Origin of the sequence: Brevundimonas nasdae (genome assembly GCF_019395145.1) — a bacterium.
Taxonomy (GTDB): domain Bacteria; phylum Pseudomonadota; class Alphaproteobacteria; order Caulobacterales; family Caulobacteraceae; genus Brevundimonas; species Brevundimonas nasdae.
Window position 1 is genome coordinate 1,293,854 of the sequence record NZ_CP080034.1, and the last position, 21,686, is coordinate 1,315,539.

Consider the following 21,686-nt stretch of genomic DNA (forward strand, 5'->3'; position numbering starts at 1 on the left):
CGACCTCAGTCGAACACAGACGCCAGTTGCTCTGGCCCCGCGCCTTCCTTGATCGCGCGCAGTTCATAATAAAGCGCCGCCACGCCAGCCGAGGCCACCACGCTGGTCAGGGTGTTGGTCAGGGCATTGGTGATCATGGTCACGACTGCACCGGGCGCGCCGCCGCCGAAGGTTCCACCAGCCGCCAGGTTCACGCCGCCCACCAACATGCCCACGACCATCGACAGGACCAGATAGATCACCAGCAGCCCGAATATGTGCCAGCGATAGCCGCGCGTCAGGTCGCGACTGCGCTGCATGGCTTCCAAAACACCGCGCTTTTCCGCGACCACTGCGGGGGCCGACACCGACCACAGAACCGTCAGCATCACGCCCGGCACAATCAATAGGATGTAGCCGAAGCCCGTCGCTACGCCCGCGACGATCGCCAACCCCAAAAGCGGCAGGAACACTTTCGCACCCGCGCTCAGCGCCTCGCCAAAGGTGGTCTGCTTGTCGTTGAAGCTGTTGATCGCCGCCTTGACGACCATACCCTGCACCACATAGGCGCCCACCAAATACAAGGCCCAGCCCAGGATCATGGCAAGAAACGCCGTAGCGCTGGTCTCACTGGTGGTCAGATCGGCCTGACCGAAGGCCATCAAGGCGCTCGGGATGCCGACGAACAGGGCTGCGGCGGCAAAGAAGGCCATCCAGTTGCCCCTGATGGTCGAAAACGTCCGCCCAATCACCCGCCCAAGATCAAATCCTCCAAAACTGGACGACGTTCGAGGGGTTGCGCTCGCGATCGGCGGCGTCGCCAGGGCCATGATATCCCGCGCCTGGCGGTCGTCGGTGGCGATGAAATCCACGCGCTGCCCCACCTTCAAGGGCGAGGTCGCACGGACGGCGGAAGGCTCAAATCGATAACGCGCACCATCATCGCCAACGATGCTGCCAGTTCCGGCCTCATCGATCCCCAACACTTCACCGCGCATCGTCGCTCCAGCCGCACTGTCGTCCTGCGGCTATAATGACCAGCGATATGCGCGGAGCAAGCCGCCTTCAGGTCACCCGACGCTTTTCCAGTTTCCGCGCCAGGGTGCGTCGATGCATTCCCAGCCTGCGCGCGGCCTCGGAGATGTTGAAATCGGTCTCGACCAGGGTTTCGTGGATACGCTCCCACTCCAGCGTCTTGATAGAGGTGGGACGTGTGCCCAGAGGAGTCTCGGCGTCGCCGTCGGCCCGGCCGAACGCGGTTTCGATGTCGTCGGTGCTGGCGGGCTTGGCCAGATAATGCCGCGCGCCCAGTTTGATCGCCTCCACCGCCGTGGCGATGCTGGCGAACCCCGTCAGAACCACGATGTTCATTTCGGGGTCGAACGCGTGCAACGTCTCCACACAGTTCAGGCCAGATGCGCCGCCCAGCTTCAGGTCGACCACGGCATAGCCGGGCCGATGCACCTTCAACACATCCGCCATCTGCTCAGGGCTGGCCGCGCTGACGACCGTATAGCCCCGGCGTTCGAATGATCGTCGCAAGGTCGTGGAGAAGGATTCGTCGTCCTCGACGATCAGCAGCAGTCGCGTGTCATCGGTCATCAAGGCTCTCCTTCGGCGCCAGCGCCGCCAGCGGCAACGTCAATCGCACCTCGCCCCCGCCCGCAGCGGGATTGGACGCCTCGACCTTGCCGCCCAGCGATCGGATCACGTTCATCAGCAGGAACAGGCCCAGGCCCGCGCCAGGGCGATCCTTGGTCGAGGCATAGGGTTTGCCCAGGTCAGCCAGGATCGAAGGCGCAAAGCCCGGTCCATTGTCGCGCACGATGATGTCCAGGCTGTCGCCGACAAGGCTGATCGTCAGGCCGACACGCCTGGCGCCTGCCTCCACCGCATTGTCGAACAGGACGCCCATCACCTGACGCAGGGCCGGGTCGGCGATGATCACGGGGTTCTGGCTCAGGCGGTCATGGATTTCGGTGACCACGCCATCGCCCTTCCAGGCTTCGACCACGTCGGCGACAAAGGCGCGGACAGTCGTGCGTTCCGGCGCCTGGCCCCTCGCCTCTCCCGCCGACATCAGAATGCCGGTCACGATGGATTTGCAGCGTTCGACCTCGGCCCGCATCACCGCCATGTCCTGCGCCAGGTCTGCGTCATTGGTGAGGGCCGGCATCCGCTTCCAGTCGCTGAGGATCACCGACAGCGACGCCAGCGGCGTGCCCAGTTCGTGCGCCGCACCGGACGCCAGCAAACCCATGCGGACGATGTGGTCATGCTCTGCCGTCTGCTGACGAAGGGCCGCCATCGAGGCGTCGCGCTCACGCAGGTTCTGGCTGATCCGCGTCACGAACAGCACCAGAAGAACCGCCATCAGGACAAAACAGATCAGGCTGCCCTGCAGATACAGGCTCAGCAGCGCATTCTCTCGCGTCGGCGGCAGGTTCAGCGGCAGATTATGAAGGCCCAGGCCCGCAAAGCAGGCGCTGGTGATGGCGATCAACGCCCAGGCATAGACGGGCGCCAGCAGCACGGCGCCCATCACGACCTGCATCAGATAAAGCGCGGCGAATGGGTTGGCCGCGCCCCCCGTCAGGTACAGAAGCCAGGTCAGGGCCGCCACATCGGTCAGCAGGGCGACCATCAACTCCTGGTCCTCAACCCCGTTGCGCCGGGCGGTGATCGGCGCACTGATCAGATTGACGAGCACCAGTCCGGCCGGCGCCACCAACAGCCAGAACAGCGGCAGCGGAATCCGCATCGCATAATGGACCAGCAGAATGGTCGCCACCTGCCCCGCCACCGCCAGCCATCGCAACTGGATCAGCAACAGCATGTTCCGGCGGTTGGCGCCGTCGTGCGACAGCATGGCGACATTCCAGCCGCCCAGGCCCAACAGCCGCTGCAGATTGGTGGTCATGACCTGCGACGACGCTCTTCGCGCAAGAACAGGCCGAACCCGACGACTGTCAGCAAGGCCATGCCGAACCAGGTCAGGGCGTAGATCAGATGGCTGTTAGGGAAACGGATCACCGTCAGCCCGCCCAGCGGCCAGCCGCCGGGATTGGGCGTCGCGTCCGCATCAATGAAATAGGGCGCGGCGTTCGACAGTTCGCGTCGCGCCGAAATCGCCGCCACATCGCGTGAGCGCCAGCGGTCGGCTTGCGGCTCGTTCGCACGCAGGAAACCGCCTTTCGGCTCACTGATGCGCAACAGGCCGACGACCGTCTGTTCGCCCGTCAGCTGACCGTCTGCGCGCAAAGCCGAGTCTCTGCGTTCGGGCGTAACGAAGCCCCGGTTGACCAGAACCGTGAAACCACGGGCGTCCGCTAGAGGCGTCATGACCCAGAAGCCCGCGCCTGCGTCAGTCACCGCCTGCACAAATGTCTCGCGGTCATTCTGGAAGACGCCGTGGACGGACACGCGGCGATACTGATCATTGCTGCGCGTCACCGTCGCCCATTCCGCAGGTCCCGGCGCGGGAACAGGGGTGGCGTGGACCCGGGCGTCGACCTGGGCGATCAAGGCCGTCTTCCACATCAGGCGCTGAACCTGCCAGCCGCCCAACGCCAGAAAGCCGACGAAAAGCACCAGCGCTGCGACCGACACGATGGTCCGTGTCAGTCGCGAACGCGGCGCCTTGTCAGGTTGGGGGTCGATGATCCCGCCCCCGTCAGCCGACCATCTGCGTCATGTCGTGCGTCGGCATCATGTTGGTGTTCAGGTGGTGCATGACCCACAGCGAACCCGCCAGGCAGATGAACACGATCACGATCGTGAAGATCAGGGCCAGCATGTTCCAGCCGCCCTCCGACTTGGTGTTCATGTGCAGGAAGTAGATCATGTGAACCACGATCTGCACGACGGCGAAGGCCATCACGATCAGGGCGGTCGCCTGCGCTGGCAGGGCGCCGGTCATAACCAGGGCGAACGGAATGGCCGTCAGGATCACCGACAGGACGAAACCGATCATATAGCTCTTGAACGAGCCGTGATCGTGGTCGTCGTGCGCGTCGTGACCGTGATGGTCGTCGTGGTGCGCCTCGGCGGCGTGATTGTCAGCGCTCATCGCAGCATGCCCAGCAGATAGACAAAGGTGAAGACGCCGATCCAGATGACATCCAGGAAGTGCCAGAACATCGACAGGCACATCAGGCGGCGCTTGTTGGCGGGGATCAGGCCCTTGAACTTGACCTGAACCATCAGCGTCACCAGCCAGATGATGCCGAAGGTCACGTGCAGGCCGTGGGTGCCCACCAGAACGAAGAAGGACGACAGGAAGGCGCTGCGTTGCGGCGTCGCGCCCTCATGGATCAGGTGTGCGAACTCGTAAAGTTCGATCCCCAGGAAGGCCAGGCCGAACAGGCCTGTGACGGCCAGCCAGATCAGGGTCTGGTTGATCCGGTTCTTGCCCATCGCCAGCATGGCGAAGCCATAGGTTATCGACGAGAACAGCAGCATGGCGGTGTTCACCGCCACCAGATCCAGGTCGAACAGCTCCTTGGGTCCTGGGCCAGCGGCGTAGTTGCCGCCCAGGACGCCGAAGGTGGCGAACAGCATCGCAAAGATGAGGCAGTCGCTCATCAGATACATCCAGAAGCCCAGCCCGGTGCTGGAGCCCTCCGGGTGATGCGGCTCTTCCGGCAGGTGGAAGACGACAGGTTCGTCGGTCTTGATCGCGGTCGCGCTCATGGATCAGGCCTCCGTTCCGGCCAGGGCGCGGGTGCGCGCGTCTTCTGTTTCGCGCACTTCCTCCAGCGGGATATAGTAGTCGCGGTTGTAGTTGAAGGTGTGAGCGATCGCGACGGCGATCACCGCCAGGAAGCTCAACGCCGCCAGCCACCAGATGTACCAGACCAGCGCCAGACCCATCACCAGGGACAGGCCCGAGATGATGATGCCCGTGCCCGTGTTCTTGGGCATGTGGATCGCGGCGAAGCCGGTCTTCGGACGCTTGTATCCACGGCGCTTCATGTCCCACCAGGCGTCGGTGTCATAGACGACCGGCGTGAAGGCGAAGTTGTAGTCCGGCGGAGGCGAAGACGTCGCCCATTCCAGAGTGCGGCCACCCCACGGATCGCCCGTTTCGTCGCGCAGCTTGTCGCGGTTCTTAAAGCTGACAGCGAACTGGACCAGCATGGCCAGGATGCCCACTGCGATGACGGCGACGCCGACGGCGGCGATGACGAACCAGATCTGCAGCGACGGATCATCGAACACCCGCATGCGACGCGTCACGCCCATCAGGCCCAGCACGTAGAGCGGGGCGAACGCCAGCCAGAAGCCGACAACCCAGCACCAGAAGCTGACCAGACCCCAGGTGCGGTCCAGCTTGAAGCCGAACGCCTTCGGGAACCAGAAGTTGATGCCGGCGAACAGACCGAACAGCACGCCTGCGATGATCACGTTGTGGAAGTGGGCGATCAGGAACAGGCTGTTGTGCAGCACAAAGTCAGCAGGCGGCACGGCCAGCATGACGCCCGTCATGCCGCCGACCACGAAGGTCAGCATGAAGGCGATCAGCCACATCATCGGCAGTTCGAAGCGGATGCGGCCACGATACATCGTGAACAGCCAGTTGAAGATCTTGGCCCCTGTTGGGATCGAGATGATCATGGTGGTGATCCCGAAGAACGAGTTCACCGACGCGCCGGATCCCATGGTGAAGAAGTGGTGCAGCCAGACCAGGTACGACAGGATCGTGATGACCACGGTCGCATAGACCATCGACGTGTAGCCAAACAGACGCTTGCCCGAGAAGGTCGAGGCGACTTCGGAGAAGACCCCGAACAACGGCAGGACCAGGATGTAAACCTCCGGGTGACCCCAGATCCAGATCAGGTTCACGTACATCATCGGGTTGCCGCCGAAGTCGTTCGTGAAGAAGTTGGTGCCGACGTAGCGGTCCAGCGTCAGCAGGGCCAGAACAGCGGTCAGGACGGGGAAGGACGCCACGATCAGGACGTTCGCGCACAGCGAAGTCCAGGTGAACACCGGCATCTTCATCATGCCCATGCCCGGCGCGCGCATCTTCACGATGGTCGCGATCAGGTTGATGCCGGACAGGGTTGTCCCCACCCCCGCGATCTGAAGCGCCCATATGTAGTAATCGACCCCGACGCCGGGGCTGTAGCCAATGCCCGACAACGGCGGATAGGCCAGCCACCCGGTGCGGGCGAACTCGCCCACGAACAGCGAGGCCATGACCATCACGGCGCCGGCCGTGGTCATCCAGAAGCTGAAGTTGTTCAGGAAGGGGAAGGACACGTCGCGCGCGCCGATTTGCAGCGGCACGACATAGTTCATCAGGCCCGTGATCAGCGGCATCGCCACGAAGAAGATCATGATCACGCCGTGGGCGGTGAAGATCTGGTCGTAGTGGTGTGCGTTCAGGTATCCCTCAGACCCGCCGAAGGCCATGGCCTGCTGGATCCGCATCATGATGGCGTCGGCGAAACCGCGCAGCAGCATGATGATGCCCAGGATCATGTACATGATCCCGATCTTCTTGTGGTCCACCGTGGTGAACCATTCCTTCCAGAGATAGCCCCACAGTTTGAAATAGGTCAGCGCGCCCAGCAGGGCCACGCCGCCCAGGGCGACGACGATCATGGTCACGACCAGGATCGGTTCGTGCAAGGGCAGAGCTTCGAGCGTCAGACGCCCGAAGATCAGCGGAATGAGTTGGTCAGCGTTCATAGACTCTGTTCGCTCAGGCGGTGGGGGCGGAACGGACGTCGGTCGAAACCGGCCCCGTGGCGACTGGGTTGCGGACGATTGAGGAAAGGGAGGCCATCGGCACGCCCTGCGGCGTCAGGCCCTGCCCGGTGATCCGCGCCAGGCTGACCGGCGCAGAAATGTTGTCCAGTTCGGCGCGGCGGATGCGGTCGGCGGCGGCGGCTTCAGCCTGCAGCGGCGTGCAGATCGTCATGACATAGCTGTCGTTCGAACCGAAATAGGCAGGCGACTTACCGCGTCCGGCGTACTTGTCGTACACCAGCGGCATGGTGTTGCGCACCGAGGCCATGTTCAGACCGCCGCGCTTGTCGATCTCCATCATCTCGCCCATGCACATCTTGCCCGGCTCGACGCACATGTTGAGGATCGAATCCCACAGGGCGCCGTCAACGTTCGCGAAGTGCATGACCGGGACCTTCTCGCTGGGCTTCTCCAGCTCCAGATAGCCTTCACGATCCAGCGAGCGGCTGTCGCTGCGGACACCCGCGATCCACTGGTCGAAGCCAGCCTGATCAAGGCCGTGGAATTTGAAACGCATGTTCGAGAAGCCGTCGCCGGAATAGTTGGCCGAGAAGCCGACATATTCGCCCGGATGGTTGATCACGGCGTGCAGCTTCGTCTCCATGCCGGGCATGGCGTAAATCTGACCGGCCAGGGCCGGGATGTAGAAGGAATTCATCACCGACGACGAGGTGATGTGGAAGCGGATGGGACGATCCACCGGCGCCGCCAGTTCATTGACCGTGGCGATGCCGTACTCCGGATAGATGAACAGCCACTTCCAATCCAGCGCGACCACATTGACCTGCAGCGGCTCGACCTGCTCGCTGGCGGCCTGACCGGGCTTGATCCGATCCAGCGGGCGATACGGGTCCAGAAGGTGGGTTCCGGCCCAGGTGACAGCGCCCAGGAAGACGATAATCAGCAGAGGCGCGCCCCAGATCGCCACTTCCAGCGACGTGGAGTGATCCCAATCCGGATCGTATTCCTTCTCAACGGCCTTGTTCGATTCCCGATACTTGTAGGCGAAGAAGACCACCATCCCCATCACAGGGATGACGATGACCAGCATCAGAAGCGTGGAGAAGACCAGCAGGTCACGCTGCTGCGTGGCGATATCACCCGCAGGATGAAGCACGACCATGTTGCAGGCCGACAGCAGGGCCACGAGGGGCGCGAGCAGGAGTAGGCGCAGACGGCGCAAGGCGGATCCAATCGAAAAGCGTCGGGCAAGGGGGAGGCGCCGCGACGGTTGGCGTTCGAATTGGCGGCGATAGTCAGCTTCGATCTGGAACGACATTGGACAATCTGTCCTATCCTCTCAGCGCGACTTTCGTCGCAAAGGCCGCGCGATCATAATGCGGCAATACGCCGTCGAGTCTAAACCCTAGTTTCAAACGGAGCGACTAAGCCCATGTCCGCCTCGACGACCCCTTCGTCAGAGTCGCTGGAACGCGACGCCGCCGCTATCAACTCGCATCACGGCAAAGTGGATGCAGGCGAAATCGCCATCGGCGTCATTATTGGCAGAACCTCCGAGTTTTTCGACTTCTTTGTGTATGCGATCGCCTCCGTGGTCGTGTTCCCGCAGTTGATCTTCCCGTTCGTTTCGCCGGTTGAAGGCACCCTGCTTTCATTTGCGGTCTTTGCACTCGCCTTCCTGTTCCGCCCCCTTGGAACCCTGATCTTCATCGCCATCGACCGGAAGTTCGGCCGCGGCACGAAGCTGACGGCGGCGCTGCTGCTGCTTGGCACGGCGACCGTGTCCGTGGCCTTCATCCCCGGTTTCGAGAGCATCGGCATGTGGGCGCCGGTGTTGCTAGCCATCACCCGCATCGGCCAGGGCATCGCGCTGGGCGGCACCTGGGATGGTCTAGCCTCTCTGCTGGCCCTGAACGCGCCTGAGAAGCGCCGCGGCTGGTACGCCATGATCCCGCAACTGGGTGCGCCGTTCGGCCTGCTGGTCGCCTCGGCCCTGTTCGCCTTCTTCCTGAACACCCTGTCGGCGGCTGACTTCCTGGACTGGGGCTGGCGCTATCCGTTCTTCGTGGCCTTTGCGATCAACGTCGTGGCCCTGTTCGCGCGCCTTCGCATCGTGGTGACGCCCGCCTTCCAGAAGGCGTTCGAAACCAAGGAATTGCAGCCGACGCCAGTTTCACAAGCCATTCGCGAGGAAGGTCCGCGCATCTGGATCGGCGCCTTCGCCCCTCTGGCCAGCTTCGCCATGTTCCACATGGTGACCGTCTTCCCGCTGTCGTGGGTCTTCCTGTTCACCAACGAAACGCCGGTTCGCTTCCTGTTGATCGAGATGGTCGGCGCGGTCTTCGGCCTGATCGCCATCCTGGCGTCCGGCGTGCTGGCTGACCGTTACGGCCGCCGCACTCTGCTGGCGATCACCGCCGCCGGCATCGCCGCCTTCTCGGGCTTTGCGCCGCAACTGCTGAACGGCGGCGCGGCGGGCGAGCTGACCTTCATGATCTCGGGCTTCATCCTGCTGGGCCTGTCGTTCGGCCAGGCGTCGGGCCCCGTGGCCTCCAGCTTCAGCCTGACGAACCGCTACACCTCGTCCGCCCTGACGTCGGACCTGGCCTGGCTGTTCGGCGCGGGCTTCGCGCCTCTGGCCGCCCTGTGGATCTCCAGCCACTTCGGCCTGATCGCCGCAGGCGCCTATCTGCTGTCCGGCGCGGTCTTCACCCTGCTGGCCCTGTGGCTGAACCGCGAACTGGCGGGCAGCGCCTCTGACCGCCCTCGCAAACGCGCGGCCTGAGACCCAGCGACAAGCTGAAATGACGACGCCGCCCGCTGATCCAGCGGGCGGCGTTTTCGTGTGTGCTCGAATGTGACGTCAGCGACGCGCGGGAAAGCCGCCTACTCCTCATCGGCAAAGGGCGGCGGCAGTTGGCCCGATTTGAAGATGATCGTGGGTTCTTCGTCGTAGTCGCCCAACTCGGTGTCCGCAGATACAGCGAAGGCCACGACGCCCAGACGCAAAGGCGCCAGACGCTCGGCCTTGCGACGCGCCTCCTCTGCGTCCTTGCAGCCGACCTGCGGCTCCGCGCGCAGGGATTTTCCCCTGCCCTGCACATAGGACTGGATAATGTAGACGGTTTCGGTGGCCATCCGCATCCAAGGGGCCTGTTCGGGGCAGACGTCAACCGCCCTGCCCCGAACATCAACTTCAACCCTAGATCAGGCCATGGCCCTTGGGCAGTTCAGCATAGCGGTGAACGCGCGTGGCCATCACCAGGCCAAAGCCAATCATGACAGTCAGCATCACAGTGCCGCCATAGGACAGCAGCGGCATGGGCACGCCCACGACCGGCGCCAGCCCCATCACCATCGCGCCATTGATCAGCACATAGAGGGCGAAAGTCGCGGTCACGCCCGACGACGCCAGCCGCCCGAAATGGCTGTGCGACAGCGAGGCGATACGCAGCGAGATCAGGATGATCCCCGCATAACAGGCCAACAGGGTGAAGGAGCCCAGGAATCCAAACTCCTCGGACACGGCCGAAAAGATGAAGTCCGTCTGCTTCTCAGGCAGGAACTCAAGCTGGCTTTGGCTGCCCAGACCAAACCCCTTGCCCAGCAAACCGCCAGACCCGAGCGCGATCTTGGACTGCATGATGTGATAACCGGTGCCGGACGGATCGGCCTCTGGATCCAGGAAGGTCAGCACCCGGTGTCGCTGGTATTCATGCATGCCGAACATGACATAGGGCGGCACGAAGGCGACGCCTGCCGCCACAACGGCGCCAATGATCTTCCAGCTTAGTCCCGCCATGAACATGATGGCGGCGCCGGTCAGGCCGATCAGCATGGCCGAACCCAGATCGGGCTGGTGCGCCACCAGCAGGAACGGCAGTCCGATGATGCCGATCGGGAAGATCAGCTTCCAATGGAAACTGGCCTCCTTGGCCGATGCCCCGTGATACCAGCGCGCCAGGGCCAACACGACGCCGATCTTCATGATTTCGGAAGGTTGGATGCGCGTAAAACCGATGTTCAGCCAACGCGTCGCGCCCATGGCCGTGTAGCCCAGACCCGGAATCTCGATCAGCGCCAGCATCAGAAGCGCCACCCCATAAACGGGATAGGCCATCGAGAACCAGTAGCGGATGTTGATCATCGACAGGACCAGCATCAGCGCCAGACACATGCCGAAGCGGATCATGTGTTTTGCAGCCCAGGGCGACCAGGATCCGCCACCGACCGAATACAGCATCAGCCCGCCCGTACCGGCGACAACGCAGATCAAGGCCGCCAGACGCCAGTCGATCTGGGTCAATTTGGTCGAAAACCGCTCGCGCTCGCCCGGTCTTGAAATGGCGGAAGCGGTCACTGTGTCACCTCTGGCGGCGGTGCGGCGACATCGACTGCTGGCGCGTCGATGGGCTCTCCCCGGGCCTCGGCCTCACGCACGCCTGCGTCTTCGGGCGCTTCGAAGCCTGCGTGTTCGATACGGGCGCGGATGTCCGGGTCCTTCAGCAGGGCGACCTTCATCACCTCACGGGCGCGCGGCGCGCCTGCCGTGCCGCCGCCCAGACCGCCGTGCTGAACGATCACGGACACGGCGTAGCGGGGATTGTCGGTCGGAGCATAGGCGATGAACAGGTTGTGGTCCTTCTGGGCCCAGGGGCGGCCTGCGCCCTTGCGTGATCCCGCGCCATAGTTCTGGGCCTGAGCCGTGCCGGTCTTGCCCGCCATGCGCACAGCGCCCAGCCCCAGCTGGCTGTTGCGGAAGCCCGTGCCCCCGACGTCCGTCACCGCCTCCATGCCGTCGCGAAGGACTTTCAGCATTTGCGGGTCATAGGGCAGTTCGCCAAACGGCGTGCCCGCCTTCTGCTCGACGCCGCCGATCGACTTGATCAGGCGCGGCATGACGGCCTGGCGGCCATTGGCGATGCGCGACGTATAGACGGCCAACTGCAGCGCATTGACGTTCAAGGCGCCCTGCCCGATCCCATAGCTGGGCGTCTCGCCGGGATACCATTTGCCGTCCCCGCGCACCGGGTTCCGACGCCGCCATTCGCGATCGGGCACCAGCCCCGCCTTCTGTCCGGTCAGGCCGATGTCGAAGGTCTGGCCGAAGCCCAGGTCGCGCGCCGTCTCAGCGATGGCGTCGGGGCCAAACTCGGTGGCGATCGTCATGAAATAGACGTTGCAGGAATTCTTGATCGCGCCGCGCAGGTCCTGCGCGCCATGCCGTCCAAGGCAGGCGAACCGGCGGCCCAGGAAGAAGCTGCCGTTGCACACCACGCGGCGGCTGGGGTCCCAACCGCGCTTCATGGCCGCCAGACCGACAACGGGCTTGAACGTCGAGCCCGGAGCGAAGGTGCCGCCCAGGGCCTTGTCCAGCAGGGGGCGGCGCTCATAGTCGGCCAGCGCGCGGTAAGCCTTGGAGGGTATGCCCGACACGAACAGGTTCGGGTCGAACGACGGCGACGACACCATGGCCAGAATGTCGCCGTTGCGCACATCCATGACGACGCAACTGCCGGATTCTTCGCCAAACACCTCCAGGGCGCGGTTCTGGATGTCGGCGTCCAGCGTCAGGATGACTTCCTGCCCCTGCACCGCCGGACGTGATCCGCCGATGTCCTCGGCGACAACACGGCCACGCGCATCGACCTCGACGCGGTTCCCCCCCGCCTGGCCCCGCAGATCCTGATCCAGCGCCTTTTCGATGCCCTGACGCCCGATGCGGAAGCTGGGATTGAACAACAGGGCCGGCGGCTGCTGCCCCTTGTCGCGAATGGCCTGCACGTCCCGATCCGAGACCTTGGCCACATAGCCGATCACATGGGCGAAGGCGCCGCCGAACGGGTAGTATCGCGCCTCGTTCATGTCAGCCATCACGCCCGGCAGTTCCGGCGCGTACTGATTGACCTTGGCGAACTCCTCCCAGGTCAGGTCGCTCTTGACCGGCACCGGGTTGAACTTGGACGCGGCGTTGACCTCGCGAATGATCGCGCGGCGGCGATCCATCGTGTCGGGCAGAAGCTGCCCCAGCAGATCCAGGGTCTGGTCCAGATCCTTGGTCTCGTCACGCACCACCAGGACGCGGAAACTGGGCCGGTTGCCCGCTATGACCACCCCGTTCCGATCCTTGATCACGCCGCGCGGCGGGGGGACCATGCGGAAGTTGAACTGGTTCTGCGACGACAGGGTCGCATATTCCTGCGCCTGAACGATCTGAAGCTGCGCCAGCCGTCCGACCAAGGCCAGAATGCCCAGACCGCTGAAACCGCCAAACACGAATGTCCGACGCAGGAACGAGCCCTGACGTTCATTGACATCGGAAAAGAAGATTGACGGTTCGCTCATCGGAACCTCGTGTCGCTGTCGTCGAAACGCTCCAGAAGCCAATCGACCGCCGGGTAAAGCAGCAGCGTGGGCAGCACCTGTAGCACCAGCGACAGGATGGCCGGCGGATTGCCCGAACGCATGGCCACGATCAGATAGGCCATCAGGAAGGCGCCCAATGTGCAGGCGGCGTACCAGGCGAAGCGGATCAGTCCTTCATGTCCGGCGATCAGGTTCCTGGCGAACAGGACCGTGCAGTACACGCTCATCAGCGCCAACGACCACAGGCCCAGAGGCCCTTCCCAGAACAGGTCCAGAAACACGCCCAGGCCGAACAGAACCGCCGGTGCGATCATCGACGGCCGGATCAAGGGCCAGCAGAAGGCCAGCACCATCGGGATCACCGGCTCGGGCAAGCGCAATCCGAACAGCTGGACCGGCATGCCGAGGATGATGGTGGCGGCTACAACCGCCAGGGCCGGATAGACAATCCACTGAAGAGGCCCAACGACGCGGACCGCGGTAGACCGTTTCACGGGGCGCCTGCCGGTGCTGGATCAGGTTGCGCAGGCGCAGGCGTCGTGGGGGCCGGAGCAGCCGCCGACGGCTGGACCGGGCGTGCGACGGGGCGCGGCGTCGGCGTACTTGCGGCAGGCGTCGCAGGCGCAGGCGTCGGTGCTGGGGCATTCGCTGCCGCCGCAGCCCGCGCCGCCTGAGCTTCCGCCGCCGCACGACGGCGCGCCGCCGCATCCGCAATGGCTGCGGCCTGAGCCGCATTCGGCTCAGGCGCCGTGGTCAAACCCGCCAGAGGCGCCGCGTTCAAGGCGTCCGGATTAATCAACTGGCCAAAGTCCTGGAACAGCAGCACACGGACATAGTCGATGGCGCCCAGTTCGCTGAACAGCTTGACGCGCCAGCTGCCGTCGACGCCCTTGGCGGCGACGCCTATGGGAATGCCGCGTGGCAGACCGCCGCCGTCGCCGGACGACAGGATGCGATCCCCCGGCTGGACCGAGCCCGTGCCGCGAACAAACTCAAGGCGCGGATTGCCGCTGCCGTCACCCGTCATGACAGCCCGCGCATCCGTGCGGTCGATCAGAACCGGCAGGCGCGACGCCACATCGGTCAGCATGATCATGCGGCTGACGCCGCCGGTCACGCCGCTGATCCGGCCCACCAGACCGTCTTCATTGAGCACAGGATTGCCGACGCGAACGCCCTTGGATGAACCGACGTCCAACAGCTTGGCGCGATTGAAGGGGCCGCGCGCGTCCGAGATCGCCCGTCCGGCGACCATCGCCACGGCAGGCTCGCTGCGCAGGCCCAGCATGGCTTCGTAACGACCGTTGACGTTCTTCAAGGCGATCGCCTCGTCACGCCATGACCGCAGGTCTGCAATCTCGGCCTTCAATCGGCGGTTCTCGGACACGGCGAAGAAATAGCCGCCGACAAAGCTGCTCGCATCGCCAAACCAATGGACCGGCGCAGCCAGGACATTGCTGACCGGCCCGACAACAGTCTCAAACCCGCCGCGCAGAGTGCTGTAGCTGGACTCGGCGTCCGCAGTGCGACGGTCGCTGATAAGCAGAAGCACGGCGCCGATTATGGCGACCACAGCCACGACCGCGGCAGTCCAAGCCAGCGGCACCTTCAGGTTTTCAAAAGGGCCGTCGCGAAACGCCACGGGCGACCTTCCACAAAAGGGGTTTGGAATCGGCGGGACCGGGCCCGCCATTAAGCCTGCCTATCGCAAAATCGAGGCGGGAATGGAACCGTCGATCATGCAACCGGGAAAACTATCGCGGCGCAGATGGCCTGCGCTGCGATTTTAATCAGAGTGCGGACTCAAGCACGCCCTTCATCCAACGCGGATGTTCGAGCACGCGACCGCAACCGACAGCAACGCAGGACAGCGGATCATCAGCGACCGAAACCGGCAGGCCGGTGTGGTCGCGAATTTCGACATCCAGACCGCGCAGCAGAGCGCCGCCGCCCGTCAGCATGATGCCCTTGTCGGCGATGTCGGCGGCCAGTTCAGGCGGCGTGGCTTCCAGCGCAACCTTGACGGCTTCGATGATCTGGGTGACCGGCTCGGCCAGGGCCTCTGCTGCCTGACGCTCCGAGATGCGGACTTCGCGCGGCACGCCCTGCATCAGGTCGCGGCCCTTGACCTCGATCGACAGGCCTTCGCCGTCGGCGGGGATGCGGGCGGTGCCGATATCCTTCTTGATGCGCTCTGCGGTCGTTTCACCGATCAGCAGGTTATGATTGCGGCGCATGTAGCTGATGATGCTGTCGTCCATCTTGTCGCCGCCGACGCGGACCGAACGCGAATAGACGATGCCCGACAGCGACAGAACGGCGACTTCCGTCGTGCCGCCGCCGATGTCGACGACCATCGAACCCGTGGGCTCGTGGATCGGCAGGCCCGCGCCGATTGCAGCCGCCATCGGCTCATCGATCAGGCCGACGCGGCGTGCGCCGGCGTTCAGGCACGAGTCATTGATCGCGCGACGCTCGACCGCCGTGGCGCCCGACGGCACGCAGACGATGATCTTCGGGTTCACGAAACCCTTGCGGTTATGCACCTTGCGGATGAAGTGCTTGATCATTTCCTCGGCGACTTCGAAATCGGCGATGACGCCGTCACGCATCGGGCGGATGGCTTCCATATGACCCGGGGTGCGGCCCAGCATCTGCTTGGCCTCGATGCCCACAGCGTGGACGATCTTGCGTCCGCCGACATTACGCAGCGCAACGACTGACGGCTCATTCAGGACGATGCCTTTGCCCTTTTGGTAGATCAGGGTGTTGGCGGTGCCCAGGTCCATCGCGATGTCGTTCGAGATCGCGCCGAAAAGGGAAAAGCTCATGGAAAATGATACCGTTTGTTCTGACCGAGGGCGTCTGTTCTGCAGTGGACTTGGCGACGCCCTAACTGTCACGGCATCCCCGTGCCGGACAGCGTCCTGATCGTCTTCGCCACGCCTACTCAGGCCCGTTTGCCTGTATGTTTCTGGGATTACAAGCCCTGATCACCGCCTCGTTAGCGTGACATGAATGACAGCGGTCAAGGCTAAGCCGCGCGCGTTTCCAGACATTCCGCCAACGGATAGAGTTCCCGCTCTTCCCGATCCACGCGCTGAGCGACGGCCTCCATCAGCACACGACTGACGACAGCAAATCTATCGGCGTTTCGGCAGATCATTTCGACCGGCCATTGACGCTGATAATCGCACCAGGCTTCGGCCAGACCGCCCATGTCCTCGGCACAGTCTTTTGTGATTTCAACGACGCGGGCATCGTCGCACCCCATCAGGGCGGGATAAAGCTCGATGTCCTCAAGCTCCAGATGAAGGCACAGCACCCGGTCAAGTTGCTCGATCAGGAAGCGCGCGTCTTCGGCGTCGTCCCGACTGCGCACCTCTCGCGACACGCCGATCAGGTCGCTGGCTATGCGAATGATAGCGCGATGGTCCTGATGCAACCTTCGCAAGTCCATAGGCGGCGCTCCGTACACTTATGCACAGCCTGAGCGCTCGCCATGAATGAGGATTGAATTCATCGGTACGCAAAATCCCTGATGAATTTTGTAATTATTCGCCCCGTGACGCCTCTCGACGCTTCACCAGTTCACGAACGCACAGCATGAGAATCAGCCAGGCCAGAGCGACACCAGCCAGGATCACCGAGGTCCAGACGCCGTCGCCGCTGACGGCCGTCATGAAGGATCCGCCGAAGAAGGCCACAAGGGCCGTTTTGGGCAGCACGCCCAGGGCGCAGCCCGCCAAGAACCCAGGGAACGACGCCCGCGCGGCGCCGAACGCCATATTGACCACGATGAAGGGCGCAGACGGGACGTTGCGGATCATGAAGCTGGCGTAGAAGGCGTTCTTGCCGACAAAGCGCGTCAGACGCCCAACGGTCCTGCCGCCGTGCCGCTCCAACAGCCGTGCCGTCGGCCCTCGCCCCAGCCAATAGGTCACGCCTGCCGACACCACAGTGGCGATCCAACTGTAAAGGAAACCGAACCACGGCCCGAAGGCGACCACGCAGGCCGCGATCAGGATGAACTGCGGCGCGCCGAAGAAGGCCGCGATCGTAAACACGGCGATGGCGGCGACCAGCCCCCAGGGGCCATGCCGGAACCCCGCAAGCCACGCCTCAAGCTGGTCTTCCGCCTCCAGACCGAGTTGGCTCTTGCCGACCGCGAACAAGCCGATCATCGCGCCCAGCAGCAAGGCGGTCGCCAGCACAGCGCGCCAACGGCGCGCCTCCATGTTCGACAGGAAATCGATGATCCAGCGCATCAGAAGCGCCGCTTATCACTCCGCCCGCGCATTAGCGAGCATCCACGCATTGTCCCCGGGGGCGACCACGCGTAAGGAACCTCGCCTCCCCGGCAAAAACTTCCAAAACCCACGGGATAATCATGTCCAGCCTGCAATCCTCCGCCCTCTCCCGCGTCAAGCCTTCGGCGACCATCGCCGTCACCGCCCAGGCGCGAAAGCTGAAAGCCGAGGGTCGCGACGTGATTGGGCTCGGCGCCGGCGAGCCGGACTTCGACACGCCCGATAATGTGAAGCAGGCGGCCATCGACGCGATCAATCGCGGCGAGACCAAGTACACCGACGCCGACGGCATGCCTGAGCTGAAGGCCGCCATCGTCGCCAAGTTCAAGCGCGAAAACGGCCTGGACTATACGACGGCCCAGATCCATGTCGCGCCGGGCGGCAAGCCCGTCATCTTCAACGCCCTGGTCGCCACGCTGAACCCCGGCGATGAAGTCATCGTGCCCGCGCCCTACTGGGTGTCCTACCCGGACATGGTGCTGCTGGCGGGCGGCGAGCCGGTCACCGTCGTCGGTGAAGAGAAGGACGGCTTCAAGCTGCGTCCGGAAGTGCTGGAAGCCGCGATCACGCCCAAGTCCAAGTGGCTGATCCTGAACAGCCCGTCCAACCCGACCGGCGCCGCCTACACCCGCGCCGAACTGGAAGCCCTGGCCGAGGTTCTGCGTCGTCACCCCCAGGTCTGGGTGCTGACCGACGACATGTACGAACACCTCGTCTATGGCGACTTCGAATACACCACCATCGCCCAGGTCGCGCCGGATCTCTACGAACGCACCCTGACGGTCAACGGCGTGTCCAAGGCCTATGCCATGACCGGCTGGCGCATCGGCTATGCAGGCGGCCCCAAGCCGCTTATCGACCTGATGCGCAAGGTGGCCAGCCAGACGACCTCCAACCCCGCCAGCATCAGCCAGTGGGCGGCCGTCGAGGCTCTGAACGGACCGCAGGACTTCATGGCCGAGCGCCGCGACGCCTTTGAAAAGCGCCGTGACCTGGTGGTCTCCATGCTGAACCAGGCGACCGGCATCACCTGCGCCACGCCTGAAGGCGCCTTCTACGTCTATCCGTCCATTGCTGGACTGATCGGCAAGACGACCGAGACGGGCGTCGTCATCGACGGCGACAGCACATTCGCCGCTGAACTGCTGAACGCCGAGGGCGTCGCGGTCGTGCAGGGCGAAGCCTTCGGCCTCAGCCCCTACTTCCGCATCAGCTACGCCACCTCGGACGCCGTGCTGGAAGAAGCCTGCAGCCGCATCCAGCGCTTCGCCGCGTCGCTGCGCTGATCCGCACAACAGGCTGAAACAAAAACGGCGGCTCTTTCGAGCCGCCGTTTCTTTTTTGCCTGAAGCCCAGAATCAGGGACGGCTGGCCATACCCAGCTTGACGGGCTTGGCGTCATCCGACGCCCCGCCACGCTTCACGCCCCACAGCAGGATGATCGGCGCACCGACATAGATCGACGAGAAGGTGCCGATGACGACGCCGAAGGCCAGGGTGATCGAGAAGCCGCGCAGGGCCTCGCCGCCGAAGACGGCCAGAACGATCAGGACGATAACCGTGGTGACGCCGGTGATGATCGTCCGCGACAGCGTCTCGTTGATCGACAGGTCGATCACTTCACGCAGCGGCATGACCTTGTACTTGCGCAGGTTCTCGCGCAGGCGGTCGAACACCACGACGGTGTCGTTCATCGAATAGCCGATGACGGTCAGCAACGCCGCGACCAGGTTCAGGCTGAACTCCATCCGCAGGAGGACGATCAGACCAAAGGTCAGCGCCACGTCGTGCAACAGACCCGCAACGGCGCCGATCCCGAACTGCCAGGGGAAGCGGAAGGCGATGTAGAGGAACATCAGCACCACGGCGATGACCAGGGCCAGAACGCCGTTGGTCAGCAGTTCGCCGGACACTTTCGAACCCACGACGCTGACGCCGGAATAGGTCACCTGCCCCACCGCCTGGTCGATGGCGTGTTCGACCTTCTGGACAACTTCCGTCTGGTCGGCGTTGGCCGGGACCTGGAAGCGGACAATGGCGGTCGAGCCGTCATTGGCGTTGGTGTCGCGTCGCGCAATGCCCTGGACCTGGACGTCGCCCATGCTCAGGCCGTTCACAGCCCCGCGCAGACGATCAAGCTCCAGAACCTGACCCGCAGGCTTGGACACCTCCATCGAGGCGCCGCCCCGGAAGTCGATGCCCAGGTTCAGACCGGGATAGAAGCAGCCGACGATCGCCGCCACCGTCAGGATCGCCGACATTATGGCGAATCCCTTGGCGTATTTGACGAACTGGAAGTTCGTCTTGTGCGGCAGCAGTTTGATGATGGGCCAACCGTTCATCGACATCACTCCGCGATCGGCAGTTTCTTGGGCTTGGCCACCTTGAGCCAATAGCCGAGCAGGACTTGGGCCGTCAGCACCGCCGAGAAGACGGAGGTGAAGACGCCGATGGTCAGGGTCCAGGCGAAACCGCGCACCGGGCCCTCACCGAACAGGAACATGATGCCTGCCGCGACCAGCGTGGTCAGGTTGGCGTCGACAATCGTGCCCATGGCGCGGTTGAAGCCGGCGTCCATGGAGGCGATCACCGAACGTCCCTGTCGGGCCTCGTCACGCATCCGCTCGTAAATCAGCACGTTGGCGTCCACGGCGACGGCGAAGGTCAGGATCAGACCGGCGATGCCCGGCAGGGTCAGCGTCGCCTGGGTCAGCGACATGGCCGCCACGATCAGCAGACCATTCAGCGCCAGACCGATGACCGAGATGCCGCCGAACAGGAAGCCGTAGGCCAGGATCATGAAGACCACGATCACGACAAAGCCGAGAGCGGTCGACAGGGCGCCTGCGGCCACGGCGTCGGCGCCCAGTTCGGCGGTGACGACGCGGCGTTCTTCAACCTTCAGGGGCGCAGGAAGGGCGCCGCCGTTCAGCAGGTTCACCAGGGTCGAGGCTTCCTGAATGGAGAAGTTGCCGGTGATCTGGCCCGAACCGCTGGTGATCGCGCTCTGGATCGTCGGCGCCGAGATGACCTTGCCGTCCAGAATAATGGCGAAAGGCTTGCCCAGGTTGGCGGCGGTCGCTTCGCCGAACCGGCGTGCGCCGGCGCCGTCAAAGCGGAAGTCGATGGCGGGACGACCGCTCTGGTCCGAGCCGACGCCTGCGCGGGTCAGGTTCTCACCCGAAACCAGAACGCGCTTCTTCACCAGATAGGGCACGCCCTGCTGGTCTTGCAGCAGTTCGGAATCCGGCGGGACGCGGCCTGCGACAGCGTCGTTCACCGAGTTTTCGGTATCGACCATCTGGAAGGTCAGCTGCGCCGTCTGGCCGATAACTTCCTCAAGCTTGGTCGGATCGCTCTCGCCCGGCGCCTGGACCACGATGCGGTCCGCGCCCTGGCGGGTGATCGAAGGTTCGCGCGTACCCAGACTGTCGATGCGTCGGCGAACCACGGTGATCGACTGGTCAACCGCCGCCGGCCCCATGCCGTTCATCGCCGCTTCGGTATAGGCGAAACGCAGACGACCATCGCCCAGGCGCGACGCCACGCGCTCGGCCTGACCGCCCGGTCCGACCTGTCCGCCCAGTTGCTGCAGCGCCTTGAACGCCGCATCCGTCTGGGACGGGTTGGCCAGCGTCACCACGACGCCGCCCCCTTCACGCTGCAGGCCGCTGGTGGCGATGCCATCGCCGTTCAGGGTGACCCGCACGTCTTCGATCAGGTTCGTGACCCGCTTCTCGCGCATCTGCGGCACGTCGACTTCAAGCAGCAGGTAGGAGCCGCCCTGAAGGTCCAGGCCCAGGTTCAGCCCATGCCTGGGCAGCCACCCAGGCAAGGCCTCACGCTGCGCTGGCGTCAGCAGATTGGGATAGGCCAGGAAGCAGCCGATGATCGCCGAAGCGACAACGAGGATGATCTTCCAGCGCGATAGCTGAATCATGCGGGCGGTCTCGGTTCAGCGATACCGGAAGGGTATCAGGCCTTGGAATCGTTGGCGGCGATGGCGGTGCGGTTGCGGACCTCGGCGATCATCGCCTTGACGACGCGGACGTTGACGCTGGGCGCGATCTCGACATTGACCTCGGCCTCTTCGACGCGAGTCACCTTGCCGATCATGCCGCTGCCCAGGACGACGGTGTCGCCACGCTTCACAGCGCTGATGGCGGCCTGATGCTCCTTGGCGCGCTTTTGCTGCGGGCGGATCAGCAGGAAATAGAACAGGATGAAGATGGCGACGATCGGCAGGAACTGCACGATCACGGCCATGATGCCGCCGTCAGCTTGAGCGCCCATGGTAGTCTCCGAACACGA

The 21,686-nt window shown here is 63.9% G+C and carries 21 protein-coding genes; 2 read left to right on the plus strand and 19 right to left on the minus strand.

Translation table 11 applies throughout. The features are described 5' to 3' along the window. Positions 1-5: 5 nt before the first annotated feature. The 8 genes from KWG56_RS06330 to cyoA form a co-directional block, all read right to left on the minus strand. Positions 6-851, minus strand: coding sequence for a YciC family protein (locus KWG56_RS06330; protein ID WP_219354143.1), 846 nt, complete (start codon positions 849-851; stop codon positions 6-8). 193 nt (positions 852-1,044) lie between these two features. Continuing rightward, entirely contained in the window at positions 1,045-1,581 is a 537-nt protein-coding gene (locus tag KWG56_RS06335) for a response regulator transcription factor (protein ID WP_219354144.1), read from the minus strand. Continuing rightward, complete coding sequence (locus tag KWG56_RS06340; protein WP_219354145.1) at positions 1,571-2,899, minus strand: ATP-binding protein; 1,329 nt, start codon at positions 2,897-2,899, stop codon at positions 1,571-1,573. Before KWG56_RS06340 ends, KWG56_RS06335 begins: the two co-directional genes overlap by 11 nt. Beyond that, positions 2,896-3,588, minus strand: a complete 693-nt coding sequence (locus KWG56_RS06345; RefSeq protein ID WP_280638405.1) for an SURF1 family protein — start codon at positions 3,586-3,588, stop codon at positions 2,896-2,898. The genes KWG56_RS06340 and KWG56_RS06345 overlap by 4 nt, the downstream gene beginning before the upstream one ends. Positions 3,589-3,652: 64 nt before the next feature. Beyond that, on the minus strand, positions 3,653-4,048 hold the full coding sequence (cyoD, locus tag KWG56_RS06350; RefSeq protein WP_201097680.1) for a cytochrome o ubiquinol oxidase subunit IV: 396 nt from the start codon (positions 4,046-4,048) through the stop codon (positions 3,653-3,655). Further along, complete coding sequence (cyoC, locus tag KWG56_RS06355; protein WP_219354146.1) at positions 4,045-4,671, minus strand: cytochrome o ubiquinol oxidase subunit III; 627 nt, start codon at positions 4,669-4,671, stop codon at positions 4,045-4,047. The genes cyoD and cyoC overlap by 4 nt, the downstream gene beginning before the upstream one ends. A 3-nt stretch (positions 4,672-4,674) precedes the next feature. Further along, positions 4,675-6,678, minus strand: a complete 2,004-nt coding sequence (cyoB, locus tag KWG56_RS06360; protein ID WP_219354147.1) for a cytochrome o ubiquinol oxidase subunit I — start codon at positions 6,676-6,678, stop codon at positions 4,675-4,677. A gap of 13 nt (positions 6,679-6,691) precedes the next feature. Next, entirely contained in the window at positions 6,692-7,921 is a 1,230-nt protein-coding gene (gene cyoA / locus KWG56_RS06365) for a ubiquinol oxidase subunit II (protein WP_244999670.1), read from the minus strand. Positions 7,922-8,131: 210 nt separating this feature from the next. Here cyoA and KWG56_RS06370 point away from each other — a divergent pair, with 210 nt between their 5' ends. Then, entirely contained in the window at positions 8,132-9,484 is a 1,353-nt protein-coding gene (locus KWG56_RS06370; RefSeq protein WP_201097689.1) for an MFS transporter, read from the plus strand. Between the two features lie 101 nt (positions 9,485-9,585). Here the strand turns inward: KWG56_RS06370 and KWG56_RS06375 are convergent, their stop codons facing one another. From KWG56_RS06375 to KWG56_RS06410, 8 genes are all read right to left on the minus strand, one after another. Further along, complete coding sequence (locus tag KWG56_RS06375; protein WP_201097691.1) at positions 9,586-9,837, minus strand: hypothetical protein; 252 nt, start codon at positions 9,835-9,837, stop codon at positions 9,586-9,588. A 64-nt stretch (positions 9,838-9,901) separates the two neighbouring features. After that, complete coding sequence (rodA, locus tag KWG56_RS06380; RefSeq protein WP_201097693.1) at positions 9,902-11,059, minus strand: rod shape-determining protein RodA; 1,158 nt, start codon at positions 11,057-11,059, stop codon at positions 9,902-9,904. Further along, entirely contained in the window at positions 11,056-13,044 is a 1,989-nt protein-coding gene (mrdA, locus tag KWG56_RS06385) for a penicillin-binding protein 2 (RefSeq protein ID WP_201097695.1), read from the minus strand. The genes rodA and mrdA overlap by 4 nt, the downstream gene beginning before the upstream one ends. Then, a complete protein-coding gene (locus KWG56_RS06390; protein ID WP_219354149.1) occupies positions 13,041-13,559 on the minus strand; it encodes a hypothetical protein in 519 nt (172 codons plus the stop codon). The genes mrdA and KWG56_RS06390 overlap by 4 nt, the downstream gene beginning before the upstream one ends. Then, on the minus strand, positions 13,556-14,707 hold the full coding sequence (gene mreC / locus KWG56_RS06395; RefSeq protein ID WP_219354150.1) for a rod shape-determining protein MreC: 1,152 nt from the start codon (positions 14,705-14,707) through the stop codon (positions 13,556-13,558). The genes KWG56_RS06390 and mreC overlap by 4 nt, the downstream gene beginning before the upstream one ends. Positions 14,708-14,855: 148 nt before the next feature. After that, positions 14,856-15,896, minus strand: coding sequence for a rod shape-determining protein (locus KWG56_RS06400; protein WP_201097701.1), 1,041 nt, complete (start codon positions 15,894-15,896; stop codon positions 14,856-14,858). 203 nt (positions 15,897-16,099) lie between these two features. After that, positions 16,100-16,543: a hemerythrin domain-containing protein gene (locus KWG56_RS06405; protein ID WP_219354151.1), complete on the minus strand. Its 444-nt coding sequence runs from the start codon at positions 16,541-16,543 to the stop codon at positions 16,100-16,102. 76 nt (positions 16,544-16,619) lie between these two features. Beyond that, positions 16,620-17,333 carry a TVP38/TMEM64 family protein gene (locus KWG56_RS06410; RefSeq protein ID WP_219354152.1) on the minus strand — a complete coding sequence of 238 codons (714 nt, stop codon included), beginning with the start codon at positions 17,331-17,333 and terminating at the stop codon, positions 16,620-16,622. 122 nt (positions 17,334-17,455) lie between these two features. Between KWG56_RS06410 and KWG56_RS06415 the strand changes: the two genes are divergently transcribed. Continuing rightward, positions 17,456-18,661, plus strand: coding sequence for a pyridoxal phosphate-dependent aminotransferase (locus KWG56_RS06415; protein WP_219354153.1), 1,206 nt, complete (start codon positions 17,456-17,458; stop codon positions 18,659-18,661). Between the two features lie 72 nt (positions 18,662-18,733). Here the strand turns inward: KWG56_RS06415 and secF are convergent, their stop codons facing one another. The 3 genes from secF to yajC are packed head-to-tail and all read right to left on the minus strand — an operon-like array spanning position 18,734 to position 21,668. Next, the gene (gene secF, locus KWG56_RS06420; protein WP_201097709.1) at positions 18,734-19,723 is read right to left on the minus strand and encodes a protein translocase subunit SecF; all 990 of its coding nucleotides are present in this window, start codon (positions 19,721-19,723) and stop codon (positions 18,734-18,736) included. Beyond that, the gene (gene secD, locus KWG56_RS06425; RefSeq protein WP_219354154.1) at positions 19,723-21,315 is read right to left on the minus strand and encodes a protein translocase subunit SecD; all 1,593 of its coding nucleotides are present in this window, start codon (positions 21,313-21,315) and stop codon (positions 19,723-19,725) included. Before secD ends, secF begins: the two co-directional genes overlap by 1 nt. A gap of 35 nt (positions 21,316-21,350) precedes the next feature. Next, a complete protein-coding gene (gene yajC / locus KWG56_RS06430) occupies positions 21,351-21,668 on the minus strand; it encodes a preprotein translocase subunit YajC (RefSeq protein WP_201097713.1) in 318 nt (105 codons plus the stop codon). Positions 21,669-21,686: the final 18 nt, after the last annotated feature.